At 74.6% G+C, this 22928-nt stretch carries 21 protein-coding genes; 14 read left to right on the top strand and 7 right to left on the bottom strand.

Going from position 1 to position 22928, the window contains the following annotated elements; genetic code table 11:
* Positions 1-232: 232 nt before the first annotated feature.
* Complete coding sequence (locus ACZ407_RS20350; RefSeq protein WP_468130050.1) at positions 233-1216, bottom strand: acyl-CoA dehydrogenase family protein; 984 nt, start codon at positions 1214-1216, stop codon at positions 233-235.
* Positions 1216-2361 (bottom strand): acyl-CoA dehydrogenase family protein, encoded by a 1146-nt coding sequence (locus ACZ407_RS20345; RefSeq protein WP_468130048.1) that lies wholly within the window; start codon positions 2359-2361, stop codon positions 1216-1218. The genes ACZ407_RS20350 and ACZ407_RS20345 overlap by 1 nt, the downstream gene beginning before the upstream one ends.
* Positions 2362-2507: 146 nt before the next feature.
* On the opposite strand from ACZ407_RS20345, the gene ACZ407_RS20340 reads away from it, so the two are divergent.
* The 5 genes from ACZ407_RS20340 (at position 2508) to ACZ407_RS20320 (ending at position 7279) form a co-directional block, all read left to right on the top strand.
* On the top strand, positions 2508-3293 hold the full coding sequence (locus tag ACZ407_RS20340) for an SDR family oxidoreductase (protein WP_468130046.1): 786 nt from the start codon (positions 2508-2510) through the stop codon (positions 3291-3293).
* Positions 3294-3339: 46 nt separating this feature from the next.
* A complete protein-coding gene (locus tag ACZ407_RS20335) occupies positions 3340-3960 on the top strand; it encodes a TetR/AcrR family transcriptional regulator (RefSeq protein ID WP_468130044.1) in 621 nt (206 codons plus the stop codon).
* A 53-nt stretch (positions 3961-4013) separates the two neighbouring features.
* Complete coding sequence (locus ACZ407_RS20330) at positions 4014-5171, top strand: acetyl-CoA C-acetyltransferase (RefSeq protein ID WP_468130042.1); 1158 nt, start codon at positions 4014-4016, stop codon at positions 5169-5171.
* Positions 5172-5352: 181 nt separating this feature from the next.
* Positions 5353-5556, top strand: coding sequence for a cold-shock protein (locus tag ACZ407_RS20325; protein ID WP_226735961.1), 204 nt, complete (start codon positions 5353-5355; stop codon positions 5554-5556).
* A gap of 91 nt (positions 5557-5647) precedes the next feature.
* The gene (locus tag ACZ407_RS20320) at positions 5648-7279 is read left to right on the top strand and encodes a DEAD/DEAH box helicase (protein WP_468130039.1); all 1632 of its coding nucleotides are present in this window, start codon (positions 5648-5650) and stop codon (positions 7277-7279) included.
* Between the two features lie 182 nt (positions 7280-7461).
* On the opposite strand, the gene ACZ407_RS20315 is transcribed toward ACZ407_RS20320, so the two are convergent.
* The 4 genes from ACZ407_RS20315 to ACZ407_RS20300 all read right to left on the bottom strand — a co-directional run bounded on the left by ACZ407_RS20315 (position 7462) and on the right by ACZ407_RS20300 (position 10953).
* On the bottom strand, positions 7462-8517 hold the full coding sequence (locus tag ACZ407_RS20315; protein WP_468130080.1) for an NAD(P)H-dependent flavin oxidoreductase: 1056 nt from the start codon (positions 8515-8517) through the stop codon (positions 7462-7464).
* Between the two features lie 110 nt (positions 8518-8627).
* Positions 8628-9359, bottom strand: a complete 732-nt coding sequence (locus ACZ407_RS20310) for a CoA-transferase subunit beta (RefSeq protein ID WP_468130037.1) — start codon at positions 9357-9359, stop codon at positions 8628-8630.
* Positions 9356-10207, bottom strand: a complete 852-nt coding sequence (locus ACZ407_RS20305; RefSeq protein WP_468130035.1) for a CoA transferase subunit A — start codon at positions 10205-10207, stop codon at positions 9356-9358. Before ACZ407_RS20305 ends, ACZ407_RS20310 begins: the two co-directional genes overlap by 4 nt.
* Positions 10204-10953 carry an enoyl-CoA hydratase family protein gene (locus ACZ407_RS20300; protein WP_468130033.1) on the bottom strand — a complete coding sequence of 250 codons (750 nt, stop codon included), beginning with the start codon at positions 10951-10953 and terminating at the stop codon, positions 10204-10206. Before ACZ407_RS20300 ends, ACZ407_RS20305 begins: the two co-directional genes overlap by 4 nt.
* A 55-nt stretch (positions 10954-11008) precedes the next feature.
* Here ACZ407_RS20300 and ACZ407_RS20295 point away from each other — a divergent pair, with 55 nt between their 5' ends.
* On the top strand, positions 11009-11794 hold the full coding sequence (locus ACZ407_RS20295) for an SDR family oxidoreductase (protein ID WP_468130031.1): 786 nt from the start codon (positions 11009-11011) through the stop codon (positions 11792-11794).
* Position 11795: 1 nt separating this feature from the next.
* Positions 11796-12704: an SDR family oxidoreductase gene (locus ACZ407_RS20290; RefSeq protein WP_468130029.1), complete on the top strand. Its 909-nt coding sequence runs from the start codon at positions 11796-11798 to the stop codon at positions 12702-12704.
* Positions 12705-12916: 212 nt separating this feature from the next.
* On the opposite strand, the gene ACZ407_RS20285 is transcribed toward ACZ407_RS20290, so the two are convergent.
* A complete protein-coding gene (locus tag ACZ407_RS20285; RefSeq protein ID WP_468130027.1) occupies positions 12917-13843 on the bottom strand; it encodes a hypothetical protein in 927 nt (308 codons plus the stop codon).
* A 140-nt stretch (positions 13844-13983) separates the two neighbouring features.
* On the opposite strand from ACZ407_RS20285, the gene ACZ407_RS20280 reads away from it, so the two are divergent.
* The 7 genes from ACZ407_RS20280 (at position 13984) to ACZ407_RS20250 (ending at position 22921) form a co-directional block, all read left to right on the top strand.
* Positions 13984-14778 carry a serine protease gene (locus ACZ407_RS20280; protein WP_468130025.1) on the top strand — a complete coding sequence of 265 codons (795 nt, stop codon included), beginning with the start codon at positions 13984-13986 and terminating at the stop codon, positions 14776-14778.
* Between the two features lie 172 nt (positions 14779-14950).
* Positions 14951-15604 (top strand): response regulator, encoded by a 654-nt coding sequence (locus ACZ407_RS20275; protein WP_468130023.1) that lies wholly within the window; start codon positions 14951-14953, stop codon positions 15602-15604.
* 22 nt (positions 15605-15626) lie between these two features.
* Entirely contained in the window at positions 15627-16772 is a 1146-nt protein-coding gene (locus ACZ407_RS20270) for a sensor histidine kinase (protein ID WP_468130021.1), read from the top strand.
* 155 nt (positions 16773-16927) lie between these two features.
* Positions 16928-17239 carry a chorismate mutase gene (locus tag ACZ407_RS20265; RefSeq protein ID WP_468130019.1) on the top strand — a complete coding sequence of 104 codons (312 nt, stop codon included), beginning with the start codon at positions 16928-16930 and terminating at the stop codon, positions 17237-17239.
* Between the two features lie 72 nt (positions 17240-17311).
* On the top strand, positions 17312-19822 hold the full coding sequence (gene pepN, locus ACZ407_RS20260) for an aminopeptidase N (protein ID WP_468130017.1): 2511 nt from the start codon (positions 17312-17314) through the stop codon (positions 19820-19822).
* 292 nt (positions 19823-20114) lie between these two features.
* Positions 20115-21509 carry a pyridoxal phosphate-dependent decarboxylase family protein gene (locus ACZ407_RS20255; RefSeq protein WP_468130015.1) on the top strand — a complete coding sequence of 465 codons (1395 nt, stop codon included), beginning with the start codon at positions 20115-20117 and terminating at the stop codon, positions 21507-21509.
* Positions 21506-22921 carry a lysine N(6)-hydroxylase/L-ornithine N(5)-oxygenase family protein gene (locus ACZ407_RS20250; protein ID WP_468130013.1) on the top strand — a complete coding sequence of 472 codons (1416 nt, stop codon included), beginning with the start codon at positions 21506-21508 and terminating at the stop codon, positions 22919-22921. Before ACZ407_RS20255 ends, ACZ407_RS20250 begins: the two co-directional genes overlap by 4 nt.
* The last annotated feature ends 7 nt before the right edge of the window (positions 22922-22928 follow it).

The raw sequence follows: 22928 nt of genomic DNA, 5'->3' as shown, positions 1-22928 counted from the left end.
CCCACCCCCCCCCCCCCCCCCCCCCCCCCCCCCCCCCCTCCCCCCCTTCCCTCCCCCCCCCCCCCCCCCCCCCCCCCCCCCCCCCCCCCCCCCGGCGAGGCTGGAGTCTGCCCCTGGCCGGGGCGGAAAATCCCGGCCCCGGCGGCGTTCGAGGCGCGGGGGTCCGGGGGCGGAGCCCCCCGAAACATCCAGCCCGCCGGCGTGTGCGGCGCAGGCCCCGGGGCGCCTCCCGTCAGACGGGGAGGATCGTGGCGCGGCACTGAGCCGGGGTCCCCCACGCATCGCGCAGGGGGCGCGCCTTGCGCAGCCACAGGGAGAGGTCGAGTTCCTCCGTGTAGCCGATCGCCCCGTGCAGTTGGAGCGCCGCCCGCGCCGCCCCGTACGCCGCCCCGCCCGCCGCCAGCTTCGCCGCGGCCGCCTCCGCCGCCCCCGGTTCCAGGGCGGCCGCCCACACCAGGGGGCGGGCGAAGGACAGGGCCAGCAGGACGTCGGCCAGGCGGTGTTTGACCGCCTGGAAGGAGCCGATCTCCGTGCCGAACTGCCGGCGCTGCTTCACGTACGCGACCGTACGCGCCAGCAGCGCCTCGCCCAGCCCCAGGCACTGGGCCGCGGTCAGCAGCCGCGCCCACCGCCCCGCCTCGGCCGCGGCCGCCGCAACCTGCGGGCCCGCCGCGAGCAGTTCGCCGCCCGGCTCGGGCCGCAGCAGCCGCCGGGCCGGGTCCGTGGAGGCCAGCGGAGTGCCGCCGGCGGGGGAGAGGAACAGCTCGTCGCGGCCGGTCACCGTGAACCGCCAGGCCGCCGCGTCCGCGTCCAGCGCGTACGGGCCGCCCCCCGGCAGGGCCAGCGTCGCGAGCCCCGTCCCGGCGGCCAGCTCCGGCAGGAACCGCTTGGCCGGCCCGTCCTCCCCCCGCTCCGCGAGTCCGGCCAGCAGCACGGCCGCGGCCGCCCCCTCCACCAGCGGCCCGGGCACCGCGTGCCGCCCCAGCTCGGTGAAGGCCACCACCGCCGCCACGGGCAGCGGCCCCAGGCCCTCGTACCGCTCCGGCACCGCCAGCGCGAACACCCCCGTGGCCGCGAGTTTCGCGAACAGCGCCCGCGCCGGGGCCCGTTCGCCCGCCGACCAGGCGCGCACCGCGGCCGGCACGTCCGCCGCCGACAGCAGGGAGTCCAGGGAGCGGGCGAAGTCCGCCTGCTCCTCGGTGGGCTGGAAATGCATCAGCGGCGGCCCTTCGGAAGGCCGAGCAGCCGCTCGGCGATGATGTCGCGCTGGATCTCGTTCGTACCGGCGTAGACGGGGCCGGCCAGGGAGAACACCCACGGCTCCGCCCAGGGGCCCGCCGCGAGTTCGGCCTCCGGGCCCAGCAGGTCCAGGGCCGTCTCGTGCAGGGCGATGTCGTACTCGGACCAGAACACCTTGTTGAGGCTGGACTCCGCGCCCAGCGCCTCCCCCGCCGCGCACCGCGCCGCGCTCGCCCACGTGAACAGCCGGTACGCCCGGGCCCCCACCACCGCGTCCGCCACCCGGTCGCGCAGGGCCGTGTCCGCCGGGTCCCCCTGCTCCCGCCACAGCGCCGCCAGCCGGTCCGCCGCCGCGGTGAACCGCCCCGGGGAGCGCAGTGTCAGCCCGCGCTCGCTGCCCGTCGCGGACATGGCGATCCGCCAGCCCTGCCCCGGCTCCCCGATCACGTCCGCATCGGGCACGAAGACCTCGTCGAGGAACAGCTCCGCGAACGCCGGCTTCCCGTCCAGCCGTCCGATCGGCCGTACGGTGACCCCCGGCGCCCGCAGGTCGAACATCAGGTACGTCAGCCCCTGGTGCGGCTTCGGCGCGTCCGGGTCCGAGCGGAAGATCCCGAAGGCCCGGTCGGCGAACGCGGCCCGCGAGGACCAGGTCTTCTGCCCCGACAGCAGCCAGCCGCCGTCCGTGCGCACCGCCTTCGACCGCAGCGCGGCCAGGTCGGATCCGGCCTCCGGCTCCGACCAGGCCTGCGCCCAGATCACCTCGCCGCGCGCCATGGGCGGCAGGATCCGGTCCCGCTGCTCCTGCGTGCCGTGGTCGAAGAGGGTGGGGGCCAGCAGGCTGATGCCGTTCTGGGAGACCCGGCCGGGGGCGCCGGCCGCGTGGTACTCCTCCTCGAAGAGCAGCCACTGCGCGAGGTCCACGCCCCGGCCGCCGTAGCGCGCGGGCCAGGAGACCGCCGACCAGCGGTCCGCGGCCAGCCGCGCCTCCCACTCCCGGTGGGCCGCGAAACCCTCCTCCGTCTCCAGGGAGGGCAGCGGTGCGGGCGGCACGTGCGCCCGCAGCCAGGCCCGGGCCGCGGCCCGGAAGGCCTCCTGTTCCGGCGTCTGCGTGAGGTCCACCAGCCGTTCGCCCCCTCGGTGTCCCGGGTCGCGGGGCCCCGGGTCCGGCGCCCGCCGCTTCCCTAACAAGTGTTTGGTAGATTAACGTACCGCCGTGAGCGGCGTCGAGAACCGGGCAGCCGCACCCGTCCCCAGGAGGCACGGACATGAGCGCACCACCCGCCTACGTGTCCGGACACGGACTGCTCGACGGACGCACCGCCGTCATCACCGCCGCGGCCGGCGCCGGCATCGGCGGTGCCACCGCCCGCCGCTTCCTCGAAGAAGGCGCCCGGATCGTCATCGGCGACGCCCACGCCCGCCGGCTCAAGGACACCGAGGCCGCACTCGCCGGGGAGTTCGGCGCCGACCGGGTGGCCTCGCTGCCCTGCGACGTCACCGACGAGACCCAGGTGCAGGCCCTCTTCACCCTCGCCGAACGCACCCACGGCTGCCTCGACATCGTCGTCAACAACGCCGGACTGGGCGGCACCGCCCACCTCGCCGACATGACCGACGAGCAGTGGACGAAGGTGCTCGACGTGACCCTGAACGGCACCTTCCGCTGCACCCGCGCCGCCCTGCGCCGGCTGCGCACCGCCCGCGTCGGCGGGGTCGTCGTCAACAACGCCTCGGTGGTCGGCTGGCGCGCCCAGGCCGGACAGGCCCACTACGCCGCCGCCAAGGCCGGGGTGATGGCCCTGACCCGCTGCGCCGCCCTGGAGGCCGCCGCCTACGGGGTCCGCGTCAACGCCGTCGCCCCCAGCCTCGCCATGCACCCGCACCTCGTGAAGGTCACCACCCCCCAGCTGCTCGCCGAACTCACCGAGCGCGAGGCCTTCGGCCGGTACGCCGAACCCTGGGAGGTCGCCAACGTCATCGTGTTCCTGGCGAGCGGCTACTCCTCGTACATGACCGGCGAGACCGTCTCCGTCAGCAGCCAGCACCCGTAGGGGGCGGGATGATCCGGCAGGCGCGGCCGGAGACCACAATGGCCGTGTGCCCACGAAGAACCCCAAGAAGCAGTCCCCGGTGACCCCCACCCCCGAGCGCCGGCGCGAACTCCTCGACACCGCCGCCGAGGTCTTCGCCGCCCAGGGCTACAACGCCACCACCGTCCGCAAGATCGCCGACGCGGCCGGCATGCTCGCCGGCAGCCTCTACTACCACTTCGACTCCAAGGAATCGATGCTCGACGAGATCCTCTCCGGCTTCCTGAACGAGCTCTGGGAGGGGTACGACGCCGTACTCGCCGCCGGGCTCGGCCCCCGGGAGACCATCGAGGCCCTCGTCACCGAGTCCTTCCGCGAGATCGACCGGCACCGCGCCGCCGTCGCGATCTACCAGAAGGAGTCCCGGCACCTGTCCGCGCAGCCCCGCTTCCACTACCTGTCCGACTCCCAGCAGAAGTTCGAGAAGGCCTGGCTCGGCACGCTGGAACGCGGGGTCGCCGCCCGGGTCTTCCGGGCCGACCTGGACATCCGCCTCACCTACCGGTTCGTCCGCGACACCGTGTGGGTCGCGGCCTCCTGGTACCGGCCCGGCGGACAGCACAGCCCCGACGAGATCGCCCGCCAGTACCTCTCGATGGTGCTCGACGGCATCGCCGTCCGCACGTAGCCCGCGTACGCAGGCCCTGCGCACGCGCCCGAGGAACCGAAGGAGCCGCAGTCATGCCCGAGGCCTACATCGTCGAAGCGGTCCGCACCCCCGTCGGCCGGCGGGGCGGCGGACTCGCCGCGGTCCACCCCGCCGACCTCGGGGCGCACGTGCTCAGGGAACTCGTCGCCCGCGCCGGGATCGACCCCGCCGCCGTCGAGGACGTGGTCTTCGGCTGCCTCGACACCGTCGGCCCCCAGGCCGGGGACATCGCGCGCACCGCCTGGCTGGCCGCCGGACTGCCCGAGGAGGTGCCCGGCGTGACCGTCGACCGCCAGTGCGGATCCTCCCAGCAGGCCGTCCACTTCGCCGCCCAGGCCGTCCTGTCCGGCACCCAGGACCTGGTCGTCGCCGGCGGCACCCAGAACATGTCGATGATCCCCATCGCCTTCGCCTCCCGGCAGGCGGCCGAACCCCTCGGCCTCACCGAGGGCCCCTACCTCGGCAGCGCAGGCTGGCGGGCCCGCTACGCAGACGCCCCCGTCAACCAGTTCCACGGCGCCGAGCTCATCGCCGAGCAGTGGGGCATATCCCGCGAGGACATGGAGGAGTTCGCCCTCCGCTCGCACCGGCGGGCGGTCCGGGCCCTCGACGAGGGCCGCTTCACCCGCGAGACCGTCCCGTACGGAGAGGTGGCCGCGGACGAGGGCCCGCGCCGCGACACCAGCGCCGAGAAGATGGCCGCCCTCAAGCCGGTCGTGCCCGGCGGCACCATCACCGCCGCCGTCTCCTCCCAGGTCTCCGACGGTGCGGCCGCCCTCCTCCTGGCCTCCGAGCGCGCCGTACGCGAGCACGGGCTGAGCCCGCGGGCCCGCATCCACCACCTCTCGGTGCGCGGCGAGGACCCGATCCGGATGCTCTCCGCACCCATCCCGGCCACCGCCCACGCCCTCGGGAAGACCGGCATGACCCTCGGCGACATCGACCTCGTGGAGATCAACGAGGCCTTCGCCCCGGTCGTGCTCGCCTGGCTGAAGGAGACCGGCGCCGACCCGGACAGGGTCAACGTCAACGGCGGCGCGATCGCCCTGGGGCACCCGCTGGGCGCCACCGGCGCGAAGCTGATGACCACCCTGCTGCACGAGCTGGAGCGCACCGGCGGCCGCTACGGGCTCCAGACCATGTGCGAGGGCGGCGGCCAGGCGAACGTCACGATCATCGAGCGGCTCTGACGGGGCGGGCCGGCGGCCGGTGCACCCGCGGCGGCCGGCCCCGCGCCGCCGTGTGCTAGCTTTAGAGGGTTGCAGTTGTGGTACCCATGAACTTTATGTGCGCCTGACGGGAATGATCCGCAGGCGCTTTTATTGTTTTCCGGCATCTCCGGATGGGGCCCCACCTATTCAGGAGATTGTTATGGCCAACGGCACCGTGAAGTGGTTCAACTCGGAGAAGGGCTTCGGCTTCATCGAGCAGGAGGGTGGCGGCCCGGACGTCTTCGCCCACTACTCGAACATCGCCACCCAGGGCTTCCGTGAGCTCCACGAGGGCCAGAAGGTGACCTTCGACGTCACGCAGGGCCAGAAGGGCCCCCAGGCGGAGAACATCCTCCCCGCCTGATCGCTCACCGCACGGCCGGGGCCCGCACCACTCGGTGCGGGCCCCGGTTTGCGCTGTCTCGTCTGTCCGCCACTCAGGAGGGCGTCTCCGCATGACCAGCTCCAGCTCCGCCCGTGCCCCCCGCCGACCCGGCCGCAACCGGGGCGCCGCCCAGGGCCACCCGAAGGCCGCCGCAGGCCGCCCGAAGGCCGTGGCGCGGCCCCAGGAATTCACCATGCCGGAGACCCTGACCCCCGCCCTGCCCCCGGTCGCCTCCTTCGAGGACCTGGACATGCCGGCCGCGCTCCTGAAGACCCTCGCGGCTCAGGGCGTCACCGAGCCCTTCCCGATCCAGGCCGCCACCCTGCCGAACTCCCTGGCGGGCCGCGACCTGCTCGGCCGCGGCCGCACCGGCTCCGGCAAGACCCTCGCCTTCGGCCTGGCCATGCTCGCCCGCACCGCCGGCCGCCGCGCCGAGTCCCGGGCCCCGCTGGCCCTGGTCCTCGTCCCCACCCGCGAGCTCGCGCAGCAGGTCACCGACGCCCTCACCCCGTACGCGACCGCGGTCAACCTGCGGATCGCCACCGTCGTGGGCGGCATGTCGATCAACCGGCAGTCGGCCGCCCTCGGGCGCGGCGCCGAGGTGCTCGTCGCCACCCCCGGCCGCCTCAAGGACCTCATCGACCGCGGGGACGTCACCCTCGGCCAGGTCGCCGTCACGGTCCTCGACGAGGCCGACCAGATGACCGACATGGGCTTCCTGCCGCAGGTCACCGCCCTGCTCAAGCAGGTCGAGGACGGCGGCCAGCGGCTGCTGTTCTCCGCCACCCTGGACAAGAACGTCGACAAGCTGGTCAAGCAGTTCCTCGTGGACCCGGTCACGCACTCCGTGGACCCGTCCGCCGGCGCCGTCGTCACCATGGAGCACCACGTCCTGTACGTGCTCGACGAGACCGACAAGAAGGCCGTCACCACCCGCATCGCCGCCCGCGACGGGCGCGTGATCATGTTCCTGGACACCAAGCGCTCCGTGGACCGCCTGGTCAAGCGGCTGCTCGCCAGCGGTGTACGGGCCTCCGGCCTGCACGGCGGCCGGTCCCAGCCGCAGCGCAACCGGACCCTGGACCAGTTCAAGAACGGCCAGGTCACCGCCCTGATCGCGACGAACGTCGCGGCCCGCGGCATCCACATCGACGACCTCGACCTGGTCGTCAACGTGGACCCGCCCACCGACCACAAGGACTACCTGCACCGCGGCGGCCGCACCGCCCGCGCCGGCGAGTCCGGCAGCGTGGTCACGCTGGTCCTGCCCGACCAGAAGCGCGAGATGGGCCGGCTGATGTCCGACGCGGGCATCACCCCGCGGACCGCGCAGGTCCGCTCCTCCGACGAGGAGCTCGCCCGCCTCACGGGGGCGCGGGAGCCCTCCGGGGTGCCGGTGGTCATAGAGGTGCCGCAGCAGGCCGCGCCGGCCAAGGCGGCCGCCAAGAGCGGGTCCGGGTCGAGGTCCCGCCGGGGCCGCGGCGGGAACGGCGGCGGTGCCGGGGCGGCCAAGACCGCCGCGGCCAAGACCGCCGCGCCCAAGACCGAGGGCGGTTCGGCCGCCGGCAGCCGCGGCCGGCGGCCGCGCTCCGGAGCCGCGGGGTCTGCCTCCGGCGGGGCCGCTGCCCCGCGGACCCGCTCGGCCGGCGGCCAGGCCCGCCGCCAGGGCGGCGGCCGCTCCGGCGCGGGCCGCCCGGCCTGACCTGTTCCGGGGGCTCCGCCCCCGGAACCCCGCGCCTCACACGCCGGCGGGGCTTGATCTTGCCCGGCAGCATCCAGCCCGCAGGCGGCATCCGGGCAGGGGCGCAATCCAGCCCGTCCGGCGTTCGAGGACCGGGGGCCCGGGGGCGGAGCCCCCGAAACCCGCGGCGGGCCGCGCAGGCGTCACGCGGCGTCCGGTCCCGCCAGGCGTTCCACCGCCTGCGCCGCTTCGGCCATGACCCGCGCGACCAGCTCCGCACACGAGGGAAGGTCCTCGATCACGCCGGCCACCTGCCCCGAGGCCATGATCCCGAGGTCCGCACGGCCCTCGACCATGGACGCCTTCAGGAGCATGGGCGTGTTCGCGGCGAGCAGGACCTGGCTCCAGGTCAGGTCCTTGCCGTGTTTCATCGCGAGCCCGTCGCGGACCATCTGCCGCCAGCCCAGCCCCGAGATCCGGCGGAAGCCGGCCGCGTGCCGCACCGCCCGCAGCAGGGCCCCGGCGCGGCCCGAGCGCTCCAGGGCGGCCACCAGCTCGGTGCGCAGCATCCGGTGCGGCAGCCCGTCCACCGCCGTGGTCACCGTCACGTCCCGGACCGAGGCCGCCAGGTAGCGGGCCTTCACCGCGTCGGGGACGGTCGAGTCCGAGGTCAGCAGGAACCGGGTGCCCATCGCCACCCCCGCCGCCCCGAACGCCAGGGCCGCGACCAGCCCCCGCCCGTCGTGGAACCCGCCCGCCGCGACCACCGGGATGTCCACCGCGTCCACCACCTGCGGCAGCAGCACGGTCGTCGCCACCTCCCCGGTGTGCCCGCCGCCCTCGCCGCCCTGCACGATCACCGCGTCCGCGCCCCAGGCGGCGACCTTCTCCGCGTGCCGCCGCGCCCCGACCGAGGGGATCACGACCACCCCCGCGTCCTTGAGCCGCGCGATCAGCTCGCGCGAGGGGGCCAGTGCGAAGGACGCGACCGCGACCCCCTCGTCCACGATCAGCCGGACCCGCTCCGCCGCATCGGAGGCGTCCGCCCGCAGGTTCACCCCGAACGGGGCCTGCGTACGGGACTTCACCTCGCGGATCGCGGCACGCAGCCGGGCGGGGGTCATCGTCGCGGAGGCGAGGATGCCCAGGGCCCCGGCGTTCGCGGTGGCCGAGACCAGCCGCGGTCCGGCCACCCACCCCATCCCGGTCTGCACGACCGGATGGGTCACGCCGACGAGCCGGGTGAACGGGGTCTCCAGCACGGGCACCGGCACCGGAACCGGCACCGATCCGGGCACCGGCACCGATCCGGGCACCGGCACCGAACCGGGCACCGGCACCGGCACGGGCGTCCGGTCCGCGGCCGCCATCAGGCCGGCACCTCGCGCTCGCGCAGCCCCTGCGGGTCGATGACCTCGCGGATCAGCCGCAGTTCCGCCGCGTCGGGCTCCCGCGTGTACGGCACCTCCGCGCCGATCACGAGGTCGAAGCCGGTGGCCTCGACCACCCGGTCCACGCTGACCCCGGGGTGCAGCGAGGCCAGCCGCATCCGCCGGTCCGGGGTCTCGAAGTCGAACACGCCCAGGTCGCTGACCACCCGCGGCAGCCGGTGGTGCCGCGCGCCCAGGGCGGCCGCCCGGTCGTTCCCCACCCCGCACACCATGTCCACCCGGTCCACGAACACCCGCGGCGAGTGCCGGGGGATCCAGTAACTGACCGGGTTGTTCAGGGTGTTCACGGGGGCGCCGCGCACCCCGAGGAGCTGCCGGGCCGGCCGCTCCCACGCCCCGATGCACGAGATGTTCTGGTTGCCGTGGCGGTCGATCTGGCTGGCGCCCATCATGACGTGCCGCTTGCCGCCGGTCACCATCGTCAGGTGGCGGCGGTACGGCAGCCAGCCCTCGACCGTCCCGTCCGGGCCCACGAGCATGGCCTCGCCGTCGGTCAGCAGCAGGTCGGGGGAGAAGGTCCGCTTGGCGAGCCGGGCCCCGAAGGAGGGGATCAGGCCCATCGGACTGGCGAGCACCTCGCCGTCCCCCCGCCAGGCCTCGGCGCACGCCACCACGCAGTACTCGGCGCGGGTCACTCCGGAACCGGTCATTTCTGCTCCTCGTGCCAGGCGCGGACGGCGGACTGGTAGGAGTGCTCGTCCGGGCCGGAGAGGAACCGCCCGGCGAACACCTCCCACGGGGTGGTGGCGTACAGCTTCTGGAAGGCCTCGTCGCGGCCCTGGTCGGGGGCGCAGGAGGTGAAGTGCGCCCCGTTCGGCGCCTCGACCACCCCCGTGACGCTGTGCCGGCCCACCAGCAGGGTCTGCGGGGCGGCCTCCTTGGTCAGCTCGGCGGTCTCCACGATCTGCTCGCACGACAGGTACGCGGCATCGGCGGCCTCGCAGAACAGGTCGTCGAAGTACGGGTCGGGGCCCAGGTACTGGCCGTTGCCGAGCCGGTCGGCCCGGTTGAGGTGGACCAGGGCCGCGTCCATGCGCAGCGCGGGCACGGCGACGAACTCCTCGCCGTCCTCGTAGGGGGAGCGGACGGTGCGCAGCTGCGGGTTGACCCGCATCACGTCGGAGCCGAGACCGGCCCGTACGGGGAGGAACGGCAGCCGGTTGGCGGCGGCGTGCAGCCCCCACATGAACATGGCCTCGTCCAGCTCGGTCAGCTCGAAGCCGCCGCCCTCGCGGGCCGCCCGGAAGTGCGGCTCCAGCGGGATGGAGTCGAGCGTGGCGAACGGGGCGACCAGCCGGCGGATCCGGCCGGCGGCCGCCAGCATCCCCACGTCGGGCCCGCCGTACGAGACGACGGTGAGATCGGTGATCCGGGACCGGAGCAGTGCTCGCACCAGGGCCATCGGCTTGCGCCGCGAACCCCAGCCGCCGATGCCGACGGTCATGCCGCTCTCCAGCCGGCCGACGGCCTCGTCGGCGCTCATGGTCTTGTCAGTCACGCGTCCTGCCCCTTCCCGAAGGTGTCGCGGACCCGTCCGGCCACCCCGCTGAGCCCGGCCTCGAAGGTGAAGCCCTGCTCGAAGCGGTAGCTGCGGCGCACGTCCACGGGGTCGATGCCGTTGATGGCCGCCTTGGCCAGCCGGATCAGCAAGCCGTCCTTCTGCGCGATCTCCGCGGCCAGTGCCAGCGCGGCCCCCGCCAGCTCCGCCCGCGGCACCACCTGCCAGACCGAGCCGTGGGCGCGGAGTTCGGCGGCGCCCACGGTGCGCGAGGTGTAGTACAGGGTCCGCATCAGGTGCTGGGGGACCAGGCGGGCCAGGTGGGTCGCCGCGCCCAGCGCCCCGCGGTCCAGCTCCGGCAGCCCGAAGACGGCGTCCTCGCTCGCCACGATCGCGTCCGCGTTGCCCACCAGGCCGATCCCGCCGCCCAGGCAGAAGCCGTGTACGGCGGCCACCACCGGGACCTCGCACTCGTAGACGGCGGCGAAGGCCTCCGCGCAGCCCCGGTTGGCGCCGAGCAGGGCGCCGTGGCCGGTGTCCCGCTGCATCTCCTTGATGTCGACACCGGCGTTGAAGCCGCGGCCCTCGGCGGCGAGCACCACGCAGCGCACCTCCGGATCGCGGCCGGCCGCGCGCAGCGCCGCGGCCAGGTCGTACCAGCCCTGCACGGGCAGGGCGTTGACGGGCGGGAAGTCGACGGTGACGCGTGCGACGCCCTTGCCCGGGCGGGAGGTGGAGACACCCATGAGAGGATCAGCTACCTTTCCACCAAACATTTGTTAGGCGGGAAGGTAGCAGCCCATGGAGCTGGACGGGAGGGTCGCCGTCGTCACCGGTGGCACCCGCGGGGTCGGAGCCGGGATCGCCCGGGCGTTCCTCGCGGCGGGCGCCCGGGTCGTCGTCTGTGCCCGCAGACCCCCGGAGGAGCCGGTCCGCGCGGCCGGCCGCACCGCCGAACACCTCCCCGTGGACCTGCGCGACCCCGAGGCCGTCAACGGCCTGTTCGCGCAGGTCGCCGACCGCCACGGCCGGCTCGACTGCCTGGTCAACAACGCCGGCGGCACCCCGTACCGGCTGCTCGGGGAGGGCGGCCCGCAGCGGCACGCCCGGGTGGTCGAACTCAACCTGCTCGCCCCGCTCACCGCCTCCCTCGCCGCCCACCCGTACCTGCACGAGACCCGCGGCTCGGTCCTCATGATCGGCAGCGTGAGCGGCACCCGCCCCTCCCCGGGCACCGCCGCCTACGGGGCCGCGAAGGCCGCACTGGAGAACCTGGCCCGCTCCATGGCCGTGGAATGGGCCCCGCGGGTACGGGTGAACACCCTGGTCCTGGGCATGGTGCGCACCGAACTCGCCCATCTGCACTACGGGGACGAGGCGGGGGTGGCGGCGGTCGCCGCCACGGTCCCGCTCGGCCGGCTGGCCGAACCCGCGGACGTGGGGGAGGCGGCGGTGTTCCTCGCCTCCGACCGCGCCGCGTACCTGAGCGGGGCCAGCCTGCTCGTCCACGGCGGCGGCGAACGCCCGGCGTTCCTGGCCGCCGCGAACGCCCACCACGGCACTGCCGACGAGACGAAGGAGAGCTGAGATGCCGATGGCCGAAGGCCGGGTCGTGATCGTGACGGGCGCGGGCCGGGGGCTGGGCCGCGCCCACGCCCTCGCGTTCGCCGAGGCGGGTGCCCGGGTGGTCGTCAACGACCTCGGGGTGGGCCTGGACGGGGCCCCGGCCCCCGGCAGCCCGGCCGCGCAGGTCGCCGAGGAGATCAGGGCGCAGGGCGGGGAAGCGGTCGCGCACGGCGGGGACGTCGCCACCGCCGAGGGCGCCGCCTCCCTGGTGGCCTGCGCCCTCGACGCCTTCGGCGGGCTCGACACCCTGGTCAACAACGCCGGCTTCCTGCGCGACCGGATGCTGGTCAACCTCGACGAGGAGGACTGGGACGCCGTCGTACGGGTCCACCTGCGCGGCCACTTCCTGCCCCTGCGCGAGGCCGCCCGGCACTGGCGCGCGCAGGCCAAGGCGGGCCGCGAGGTCCGCCCCCGGGTGGTCAACACCTCCTCCGGCGCCGGCCTGCTGGGCTCGGTGGGCCAGGGCTGCTACAGCGCGGCGAAGGCCGGGATCCTCGGGCTCACCCTCGTGGCCGCCGCCGAAACCGCCCGCTACGGGGTCCAGGTCAACGCGATCGCCCCGGCCGCCCGGACCCGCATGACCGAGCAGGCCTTCGCCGAGACCATGGCCGCCCCGGCGGACGGCGCCTTCGACGCGATGGCCCCCGGCAACGTCTCCCCGCTGGTGGTCTGGCTGGGCTCGGACGCCTCCGCCGGGGTGACCGGCCGGGTCTTCGAGGCCGAGGGCGGCCGCCTCACCGTCATGGAGGGCTGGCGCCCGGGCCCCACCACCGACAAGGGCGCCCGCTGGACCCCCGAGGAGGCCGGCCGGGCCGCGGCCGCCCTCCTGGCGAAGTCCGAACCCCCACAGCCGGTCTACGGCAGCCGCTGACCCGGGGCGGCTCGGCCGCCGGGCGCAGCCGCGGCCCGTACGGAACCCGCAGGCCGGGCCCGGACAGAACCCGGGCCCGGCCCCCTGGCGGGAGGTCGGGCCCGGATCCGTGACTCGTGCGACACCGCATTCCTACCCACCCCCGGCCCGGTCCGAACCGTCCGGAACCCACCGGGTTGCCGAAGAACTCCGGCAGCCGCCCGCGGACCCCGCTACGTCTCGCACTCCAGCACCGTCCGGCACACCCCGCACCGCACGGCCAGCCGCCCCCGCACCGGCACCCGCAGCCGCTGCCCGCACGCCGGGCACGGGAAGTCCACCCGCTGCCCGGCCGCCGGATCCCCGGCGAACCGGTACCCGGCCCCGCGGGCCGCCGCCCCGCCCGAGCCGGCCGCCGCCCCGGCCCCGCCGGCCGCCGCACGCCGCTCCCGGGCGTACCGCCGCCGCTCCCCGTAGGGCGCCCCGGTCAGCGGGGGCCGCCGCCAGTCCGCCGCGGCCGCCGCCCGCCCCCGTACGTACGCCTCGTACGCCTGCGGGCTGGTGAACGCCGGAGCCGGGTCCTCCCCGAACAGCGCGGCCCGCTTGGCCAGCACGTACCCGAACTCCTCCGGGGTGAGGTAGCCGAGCTTCTGCAGGGTGACGGCGTCCTCCCGGTAGGCGTCCAGAAGCAGCCAGCCGGCGCCGAGGTACGCGGCGGCGGTGTCGGTCAGGATCTCGTTGTCGCGCGTGCCCGGGAAGGACAGCCCGAGCCGGTGCAGCAGCACGTGCGCGACCTCGTGGGCCAGGGCCGCGGCCAGGTCCCGGCGGTGGCTGCGGAACCGGTCGTCGACCTCGACGAAGTACTCGGGTCCGGCGGCCAGTTCCACGCTCGCCGCGTGCTCCATCGCGCGGAAGCTCACCACCATCCGGGCCTCGGGCAGGTGCAGCTGCCGCACCAGGGCGCGGGCCACCCGCTGCGCCCCCAGGTACAGGTCCTCGGTGTCGGGGAAGGCCGCGTCGGCGGGGGAGAAGCCGGCCGCGTACCGCTGGATCCCGTCGTACGAGAGCCGCCGGTGCAGGGCGGTGATGGCCGTGCGCACCGTCGCCAGGTGCGGGAAGCCGTGCTCGACCGGGCGCCCGTGCGCCCCGCTGTCCGTCATGCCGCCTCCTGCGTCGGGGACTTGGCCGAAAACGCCGTCTTGTTGGATGCCGTACCCGGGTGTGACATGTACGCGTCAGGTGCTCTCCGTCTTCGGCACCGGCACCACGCACAGCCCAACCCCCCACGAAAGGCAGTGTGTTGAACACCTCCACGAAGCAGAAGACCGCCACCCGCGTCCTCAAGCGCACCCTCGCCGCCGCGGCCGTCGCCCTCGCCGCCGTCAGCCTCCAGCCCACCGGGGCCACCGCCGCACCGGCCCCCGTCGTCGGCGGCACCCGCGCCGCCCAGGGCGAGTTCCCCTTCATGGTCCGGCTCTCCATGGGCTGCGGCGGCGCCCTCTACACCCAGCAGATCGTCCTCACCGCCGCCCACTGCGTCGGCGCCTCCGGCACCAACACCTCCATCACCGCCACCGCCGGCGTCGTGGACCTCAACAGCACCAGCGCCATCAAGGTCAAGTCCACCAAGGTGCTGCGCGCCCCCGGCTACAACGGCTCCGGCAAGGACTGGGCCCTGATCAAGCTCGCCCAGCCGATCAACCTGCCCACCCTCAAGATCGCCGAGACCACCCAGTACAACAACGGCACCTTCACCGTCGCCGGCTGGGGCGCCACCCGCGAGGGCGGCGGCCAGCAGCGCTACCTGATGAAGGCGACCGTCCCCTTCGTCTCCGACGCCGACTGCCAGGCCGCCTACAGCGGCGACATCATCCCCGCCGAGGAGATCTGCGCGGGCCGCCTGAACGTCGGCGGCGTCGACACCTGCCAGGGCGACTCCGGCGGCCCCATGTTCCGCCGCGACGACGCCGGTGCGTGGATCCAGGTCGGCATCGTCAGCTGGGGCATCGGCTGCGCCCGCCCCGAGTACCCCGGCGTCTACACGGAGGTCTCCACCTTCGCCTCCGCGATCAAGTCGGCGGCCGCGGGCATGTGACCCGGCCAGGTCCTCGCTCTCCCCCCGGACGGAATCCGGGGGGAGAGCGAGGCGCAGGGGTCCGGGGGCGGAGCCCCCGCGGCACGCGCACGCGTCCGCGGTTGCGACCCGCCCCGGACCCCTGTCCCATGGTGGGGACGACACCCACCGCGGGACAGGGGGCACACGGCACATGGCGATCAGCGTCGTCATCGCGGACGACCAGCAGATGGTCAGAGCCGGATTCCGCATGATCCTGGAGAGCCAGCCCGACATGACCGTCCTCGCCGACGTGGTCGACGGGCAGGCCGCACTCGACGCCGTCGAAGCCCACCAGCCCGACGTGCTCCTCCTCGACATCCGCATGCCCAGGCTCGACGGCCTCGAAGTCACCCGCCGCCTCGCCGGCCGCACCAAGCCCCGCATCGTGATCGTCACCACCTTCGACCTCGACGAGTACGTCCACGCCGCCCTGCACGGCGGCGCGTCCGGGTTCCTCCTCAAGGACGCGAGCCCCGCCATGCTGGTTGAGGCGGTCCGCGCCGCCGCCGTCGGAGACTCCCTCGTCTCGCCCGCCATCACCGTCCGGCTGCTGCGCGAGATGGCCCCCCGCACCCCGCCCGCAGCCACCCGCCGCCCCGCCGAACCCCTCACCCCACGCGAGCGGGACGTGGTCCGCTGCCTCGCCCGCGGCCTCACCAACGCCGAGATCGCCGCCGATCTCTACGTCTCCCTCTCCACCGTCAAGACCCACCTCGCGAACGTCCAGGTCAAGCTCGACGCCCGCAACCGGGTCGAGATCGCCGCCTGGGCCTGGGAAAGCGGCCTCGCCACCAGCCCCGCATGACCCCCGCCCCCCGGACCCGCCCGTGAGCCCCCTGGCCGCCTGGGCCCGCCGCCACCCCCGCGCCGCCGGCCTCACCCGGCTCGCCCTCACCCTGCTGCTCCTCGCCCTCGTCAGCTTCGAAGGCGTGGTCCTCGCCCGCCAGCCCACCGCGCCGCACGCCGTCGTCTGGTTCTCCGGCATCCTCGTCTGCCTCAGCGCGGCCCCCTGGCCCCGGCCCGGCCCCGTACCCCGCGCCTGGTTCGCCGCCGCCGTCACCTGGACCGCCACCCTCCTGCTGATCTTCGGCAACCACCCCCTCGTCGTCTGGGGCGCCGGTGAGGCGGTCGCCCTCCTCGTCCTCCTCAGCCAGGTCCTGCTGCACGCCCCCGCCCGCACCGCCGCCGTCCTCGGCCCCCTCCTCGGCCTGGGCTGCACGGCCGTACCCGTACGCGACACCGACCCCGGACGCTTCACCCTCCTCTTCTGCGTGCTCACCGCCGTCGTCGGCGCCTACTCCCTCCTGCTCCGCCTCCAGGCCGTCCAGCGCGTCCGCGAGGTCCACGCCGTACGCACCGCCGAACGCCTCGACCTCGCCCGCGAGCTCCACGACCTCGTCGCCCACCACGTCACCGGCATCGTCGTCGAGGCCCGCGCCGCCCGCTTCACCGGCGTCACCGCCGAACGGGCCGCCGAGATCCTCGGCCGCATCGAAACCGCCGGCGACGAGGCCCTCGGCGCCATGCGCCGCCTCGTCCGCGTCCTGCGCGAGGACGACACCCCCGGCGCCACCCGCCCCGTCGCCGGCATCGCCGAGCTCCGCGAGCTCACCGACCGCTTCTCCCGCACCGGCCCGCCCGTCGTCCTCCACGTGGAGGACGGCCTCGACGCGAAGATCCCCGGCGACATCGCCGCCACCGTCCACCGCATCGTCCTCGAAGCCCTCACCAACATCACCAAGCACGCCGCCGGGGCCACCGCCGTACGGATCGGCCTGCGCACCGTCCCCACCGGACTCGAACTGCGCATCGCCGACAACGGCGGCCGCCCCGCCCGCCTCTCCGACAAGGCCCGCGGCGGCGGCTTCGGACTCGCCGGCATGACCGAACGCGCCGAGGCCATCGGCGGCACCCTCACCGCCGGACCCGCCCCCGGCGGCGGCTGGCGCATCACCGCCCTCCTGCCCCTGTGACCCGCCCGGCCCGCCCCCGTACGCCGCACACCGGCCATCCCGGAGCCCGCCCCGGCCGAAAACCTCCCCCACCAGCCGGAAGACCGCCCGCCGGCCCGTCTCACCCACCGGCCGAACGATGATCCGACCGGCCCGGCCGCGTAAGCTCAGGCCCCATGAAGACCACCGACATCGACGAGAACGTCCGTGCCGAACTGACCCGGCTGCGGGACAGCATCGACAACATCGACGCGGCCGTGGTCCACATGCTCGCCGAGCGGTTCAAGGCCACCCAGCAGGTCGGCCACCTCAAGGCCAAGCACCACCTGCCGGCCGCCGACCCCAACCGCGAGGCCAACCAGATCGCCCGGCTCCGCCAGCTCGCCGAGAGCGCCAAGCTCGACCCGGCCTTCGCCGAAAAGCTCCTCAACTTCATCATCGCCGAGGTCATCCGCCACCACGAGACCATCGCCGCCAGCGAGGAGTAGCCGGGACCTGCCGCACGACGGCTTCCCGCACCCCCTACGGCGGACGGGGCCCCATCAGGCAGCATGGGGCCCATGTCCGCACTGACGCGCAACGAAGCGCAGCTCCGAGCCCAGCTCCTCGACGTCCGCCACTACGCGGTCGACCTCGACCTCACCACCGGCGACGAGACCTTCGACTCCACCACCGTCATCCGCTTCACCGCCCGGAGCGACGGAGACACGTTCGTGGAGCTCAAACCGGACCTGCTGCGCTCCGCCGTCCTCGACGGACACCCGCTCGACCCCGCCGCACTCGACGGCAACCGGCTCCCCCTCACCGGCCTCACCGCCGGCCCGCACGAGCTGCGCATCGAGGCCCGCATGCACTACTCCCGCACCGGCGAGGGCATGCACCGCTTCACCGACCCCACCGACGGCGAGACGTACGTCTACACCCAGCTCTTCCTCGACGACGTCCAGCGCGTCTTCCCCGCCTTCGACCAGCCCGACCTGAAGGCCGTCTTCGCGATCACCGTCACCGCCCCCGCCGGCTGGACCGTCCTGGCCAACGGCATCACCCGGCAGACCGGCGTGCGCGAGGAGGACGGGGCCGCCACCTGGGCCGCCGCCGAGACCCCCCTCATCTCCACCTACCTCGCCGCCGTCGCCGCCGGCCCCTGGCACAGCATCCGCACCGAGCACGCCGGGCTCCCGTTCGGCATCCACTGCCGCCGCTCCCTCGCCCCCCACCTCGACGCGGACGCCGAAGAGATCCTCGGCATCACCAAGGCCTGCTTCGACCGCTACCACGAGAAGTTCACCGAGCCGTACCCCTTCGACTCGTACGACCAGGCCTTCGTGCCCGAATTCAACATGGGCGCCATGGAGAACCCCGGCCTGGTCACCTTCCGCGACGAGCTCGTCTACCGCTCCGCCGTCACCGACACCGAGCGCCAGGGCCGGGCCACCACCATCGCCCACGAGATGGCCCACATGTGGTTCGGCGACCTCGTCACCCTCCGCTGGTGGGACGACATCTGGCTCAACGAGTCCTTCGCCGAGTACATGGGCTACCAGACCCTCACCGAAGCCACCCGCTTCACCGACACCTGGACCAGCTTCGGCATCAGCCGCAAGGCCTGGGGCTACGACGCCGACCAGCGGCCCTCCACCCACCCCGTGGCCCCCACCCCCGAGGACGTGCCCGACAGCGCGTCCGCCCTCCTCAACTTCGACGGCATCTCCTACGCCAAGGGGGCCTCCGCCCTCCGCCAGCTCGTCGCCTGGCTCGGCGAAGAGGAGTTCCTCGCCGGCATCAACACCCACATCGCCCGCCACCGCTTCGGCAACGCCTCCCTCGCCGACTTCGTGGAATCCCTCGCCGCCGGCACCGACCGCGACGTCCACGGCTGGGCGGCCGACTGGCTGCGCACCACCGGCGCCGACACCCTCACCCCGCGCATCCAGGAGGCCGCCGGCGGCTGGACCCTGACCGTCGGACGCGAGGGCAGCCGCCCCCACCACGTCACGGTCGGCACCTACGACCTCGTGCCCGGGGAGAACGGCCGCCTCGAACAGCGCGACCGCATCGACCTCGACCTCCCCAGCGCCGAGGTCATCTCCGCCGTCGGCCCGCGCCCCGCGCTCCTCGTCCTCAACGACGGCGACCTCACCTACGCCAAGGTCCGCCTCGACGAGCACTCCCGGGCCGCCGCCCTCACCCACCTCTCCGGGATCCCCGACCCGCTGACCCGGGCCGTGGTGTGGAACTCCCTGCGCGACATGGTCCGCGACGGCGAGCTCGACCCGGCCGCCTACCTGGAGACGGCGAACGCCCACCTGCCCGTGGAGGACGACCTCGCCATCGTGCAGGGGGTCCTCGGCTTCGCCCGCCACCAGATCGCCGACCACTTCGTGACCCCCGCCGACCGCTCCGCCGCCCTCGCGGTCTGCACCTCCGCGGCCCGCGCGCTGATCCGCCGGACGGAAGACGGGGACCACCCGGGGCTCCGGCTGGCCGCCGTCCGCACCTTCATCGACAGCGCCACCCAGCCCGACACCATCGCCGCCTGGCTCGCCGACGGCACCGTCAGCGGCGGCCCCGAACTCGACCCCGAACTGCGCTGGCGCATCCTCGCCCGGCTCAGCGTCCTCGGTGCCGTCGGCGAGGAGGAGATCTCCGCCGAGCTCGACCGCGACCCCACCGCCACCGGGCAGGAAGGCGCCGCCCGCTGTCGCGCCGCCCTGCCCGACGCGAGCGCCAAGAAGGCCGCCTGGGAACGGATGTTCGGCCAGGACGACCTATCCAACTACCTGTTCAGCGCCACCGCCCAGGGCTTCTGGCAGCCGGAACAAGCCGACCTCGTGCAGCCGTACGTCGAACGCTTCTACCAGGACGTCATCGCCCTCGCCGACCGCCGCGGACCCGCCATCGCCGAAGCCGCCGGCCGCTACGCCTTCCCCGCCCACAGCATCGACGAGGAGTCCCTCCGCACCGGCCGCGCCTGCCTGGAGACCGCCGAGATGATCCCCGCCCTGCGCCGCAAGCTCGTCGACCAGCTCGACGACCTCGCCCGCGCCCTGCGCGTCCGCACCCGCGCCTGACCCCCTCCCGCCCCGACCGCCCGGCCGCGCCCGGCGGAGTCCCGCACCGGACCCCGCCGGGCGCCGCCGTACGCGGACCACGCGAGACCGGCCGTACGCGGGTCCGAGAGGGCTCGCACCGTCCGGTTCCGGCCACCCCCCGCCCCCGCCGACCGTCATGAACACGGCCGGAAATCGCCCCTCACCGCGTCCCGACGGTTACCCCATTCGGGTCTGATCGTTGTCCACGGCGGGAGCCGGGACCGCCCTCACCGCGGACCCCGTCCCCAGACGATCAGCCGTGAGGAAACCCATGACAGCGCCGCCCGGCCCCCACCCGCACCCCCCGCCCCTCGCCGGCGGCACCACCGGGCCCGCGGCCCTGCAGCCCCTCCTCGGCACCGTCCTCGAAGCCCTCGCCGCCGGCGCCCGCACCCGCAACGGACCCCTGCCCCCCGGCGGCCCCGACGCCCTCACCCGCCGGCTCACCACCACCCTCGGCGAGATCCTCCCCACCCGCGGCACCGGCGACCACGAAGCCCTCCGCACCCTCGTCCGCGCCCTCGCCGAAGGCGCCGCCGACCCCGCCGAACCCCTCTGCCTCGCCCACCTCCACTGCCCGCCCCTCGCCGCGGCCGCCGCCGCCGACCTCGCCGCCTCCAGCCTCAACCCCTCCCTCGACTCCTGGGACCAGGCCCCCGCCGCCTCCACCCTCGAAACCCTCGTCACCGCCACCCTCGCCCGCGAGCTCTACGACACCCCCCACCCCGACGCCGTCGTCACCACCGGCGGCACCGAAGCCAACCAGCTCGCCCTCCTCCTCGCCCGCGAACGCCACGGCCCCGTCACCCTCGTCCACGGCGCCAACGCCCACCACTCCCTGCCCCGCGCCGCCTGGCTCCTCGGCCTCCCCGCACCCCTCGCCCTCCCCACCCCCCGCGGCACCCTCGACCCCGCCGCCCTCGACCGGGCCCTCGGCCGGCACCCCGGCCCCACCCTCGTCGCCGCCACCGCCGGCACCACCGACGCCGGACTCATCGACCCCCTCCCCGAGATCGCCGCCGTCTGCGCCCGCCACCGCACCGAACTCCACGTCGACGCCGCGTACGGCGGCCTCCTCGCCTTCAGCCCCCGCCACCGCCCCCTCCTCGACGGCCTCCGGCACGCCCGATCCCTCACCCTCGACCTGCACAAACTCGGCTGGCAGCCCGCCGCCGCCGGGCTCCTCGCCGTACCCGACCGCCGGCTCCTCGACCCCCTCCACCACCAGGCCGACTACCTCAACGCCGCCGACGACACCGAAGCCGGCCTCCCCGACCTCCTCGGCCGCTCCCTGCGCACCACCCGCCGCGCCGACATCCTCAAGATCGCCGTCACCCTGCGCGCACTCGGCCGCGACGGACTCGCCGCCCTTGTCGACCGCACCTGCGCCACCGCGCACCGGTTCGCCCGACTCCTCGAAGCCCACCCCCGCTTCGAACTCCACGCCGCGCCCACCATCAGCACCGTGCTCTTCCGGTCCACCGGCCTCCCCGACCACGAGATCGCCGCCGTGCGACGCACCCTCCTCCACGACGGCCGCGCCGTCCTCGGCCGCGCCACCGCCGACGGCCGCCTCTGGCTCAAGGCCACCCTGCTCAACCCCCACACCACCGAGGGCGACCTCGAACACCTCCTGAAACTCCTGGAAGGCAGCACCCACCGATGACCGCCCACCCCGACGCCCCCCAAGACCTCGCAGGAATCGGCATCGGCCCCTTCAACCTCTCCCTCGCCGCCCTCGCCCACGGCCTGCCCCGCGGCCCACGCGAGCGCGGACTCACCACCGCCTTCTACGACCAGCGCCACGAATTCCGCTGGCACCCGGGCCTCCTCCTCGAAGGCGCCACCCTCCAGGTCCCCTTCCTCGCCGACCTCGTCACCCTCGCCGACCCCGCCAGCCGCTGGTCCTTCCTCAGCTACCTCCGGCACAAGCAGCGGCTCTTCCCCTTCTACTTCGCCGAGCGCTTCCACATCCACCGCACCGAGTACGACGCCTACTGCCGCTGGGTCGCCGCCCACCTGCCCGGACTCCACTTCGGCCACCAGGTCGACGCCGTCCGCTGGAACCCCGAACGCGACCTCTTCGAAATCGACTTCACCCAGCTCGACGCCGACGGCGAGGCCGAAGCCCTCGGCCGCACCCACGCCCGCAACCTCGTCCTCGGCATCGGCACCGCCCCGTACGTCCCCGAACCCCTCAAGCCCCTCGCCGACGCCCCCACCGTCCCCGTCTTCCACTCCGGGGACTACCTCCACCACCGCGACCGCATCCTCGCCGCCGACCACGTCACCGTCATCGGCTCGGGACAGTCCGGGGCCGAGGTCTTCCTCGACCTCCTGCGCGCCCGCCCCGCCGGCCGCGAACGCCTCACCTGGCTGGCCCGCACCCCCTCCTTCGCCCCCATGGAGTACTCCAAGCTCGGCCTCGAACACTTCACCCCCGACTACACCCGCTACTTCCACGCCCTCCCCGAAAACGTCCGCGACCGCCTCGTCCCCGCCCAATGGCAGCTCCACAAGGGCATCGACGCCGACACCATCGCCGCCATCCACGAAGAGCTCTACCGCCGCACCCTCCACGGCGGCTGGCCCGACACCGTCCTCACCCCCGGCGTCAGCGTCCGCACCGCCGGCCGCGTGGCCACCACCAAGGTCGAACTCCACCTCGAACACACCGACCAGGGCACCCGCTCCCGCCTCACCACCGACGCCGTCGTCCTCGCCACCGGCTACCGGGAACGCCCCCTGACCCCCCTCCTCGCCGGACTCGACCCCTACCTCCGCAAGGACTCCGCCGGCCGCCCCCGCATCGACGACCGCTACCGCATGGTCCTCGACCCCGCCGTCACCGGCTCCGTCTTCGTCCAGAACGGCGAACGCCACACCCACGGAGTCGGCGCCCCCGACCTCGGACTCGCCGCCTGGCGCAGCGCCCACATCCTCAACACCCTCACCGGCACCGAGCCGTACCCCCTGCCCGACCGCACCGCCTTCACCACCTTCGGGCTGAAAGAACGGGAGCAGAGCCGCCGGACACCCGCGCCCGGAGCCCTGCTCCCGCTCGTCGAACACCCCTGAAGGGGGA

It is taken from the genome of Streptomyces sp. NPDC030809 (assembly GCF_055572195.1).
This window is presented reverse-complemented; position numbering and strand designations above follow the sequence as displayed.

Bases quoted from the DNA above. Each gene is read 5' to 3' on its own strand.
- ACZ407_RS20350 (WP_468130050.1), bottom strand. From the start codon at position 1,216: ATGCATTTCCAGCCCACCGAGGAGCAGGCGGACTTCGCCCGCTCCCTG.
- ACZ407_RS20340 (WP_468130046.1), top strand. From the start codon at position 2,508: ATGAGCGCACCACCCGCCTACGTGTCCGGACACGGACTGCTCGACGGA.
- ACZ407_RS20330 (WP_468130042.1), top strand. From the start codon at position 4,014: ATGCCCGAGGCCTACATCGTCGAAGCGGTCCGCACCCCCGTCGGCCGG.
- ACZ407_RS20325 (WP_226735961.1), top strand. From the start codon at position 5,353: ATGGCCAACGGCACCGTGAAGTGGTTCAACTCGGAGAAGGGCTTCGGC.
- ACZ407_RS20320 (WP_468130039.1), top strand. From the start codon at position 5,648: ATGACCAGCTCCAGCTCCGCCCGTGCCCCCCGCCGACCCGGCCGCAAC.
- ACZ407_RS20310 (WP_468130037.1), bottom strand. From the start codon at position 9,359: ATGACCGGTTCCGGAGTGACCCGCGCCGAGTACTGCGTGGTGGCGTGC.
- ACZ407_RS20300 (WP_468130033.1), bottom strand. From the start codon at position 10,953: ATGGGTGTCTCCACCTCCCGCCCGGGCAAGGGCGTCGCACGCGTCACC.
- ACZ407_RS20295 (WP_468130031.1), top strand. From the start codon at position 11,009: ATGGAGCTGGACGGGAGGGTCGCCGTCGTCACCGGTGGCACCCGCGGG.
- ACZ407_RS20290 (WP_468130029.1), top strand. From the start codon at position 11,796: ATGCCGATGGCCGAAGGCCGGGTCGTGATCGTGACGGGCGCGGGCCGG.
- ACZ407_RS20285 (WP_468130027.1), bottom strand. From the start codon at position 13,843: ATGACGGACAGCGGGGCGCACGGGCGCCCGGTCGAGCACGGCTTCCCG.
- ACZ407_RS20275 (WP_468130023.1), top strand. From the start codon at position 14,951: ATGGCGATCAGCGTCGTCATCGCGGACGACCAGCAGATGGTCAGAGCC.
- ACZ407_RS20265 (WP_468130019.1), top strand. From the start codon at position 16,928: ATGAAGACCACCGACATCGACGAGAACGTCCGTGCCGAACTGACCCGG.
- pepN (WP_468130017.1), top strand. From the start codon at position 17,312: ATGTCCGCACTGACGCGCAACGAAGCGCAGCTCCGAGCCCAGCTCCTC.
- ACZ407_RS20255 (WP_468130015.1), top strand. From the start codon at position 20,115: ATGACAGCGCCGCCCGGCCCCCACCCGCACCCCCCGCCCCTCGCCGGC.
- ACZ407_RS20250 (WP_468130013.1), top strand. From the start codon at position 21,506: ATGACCGCCCACCCCGACGCCCCCCAAGACCTCGCAGGAATCGGCATC.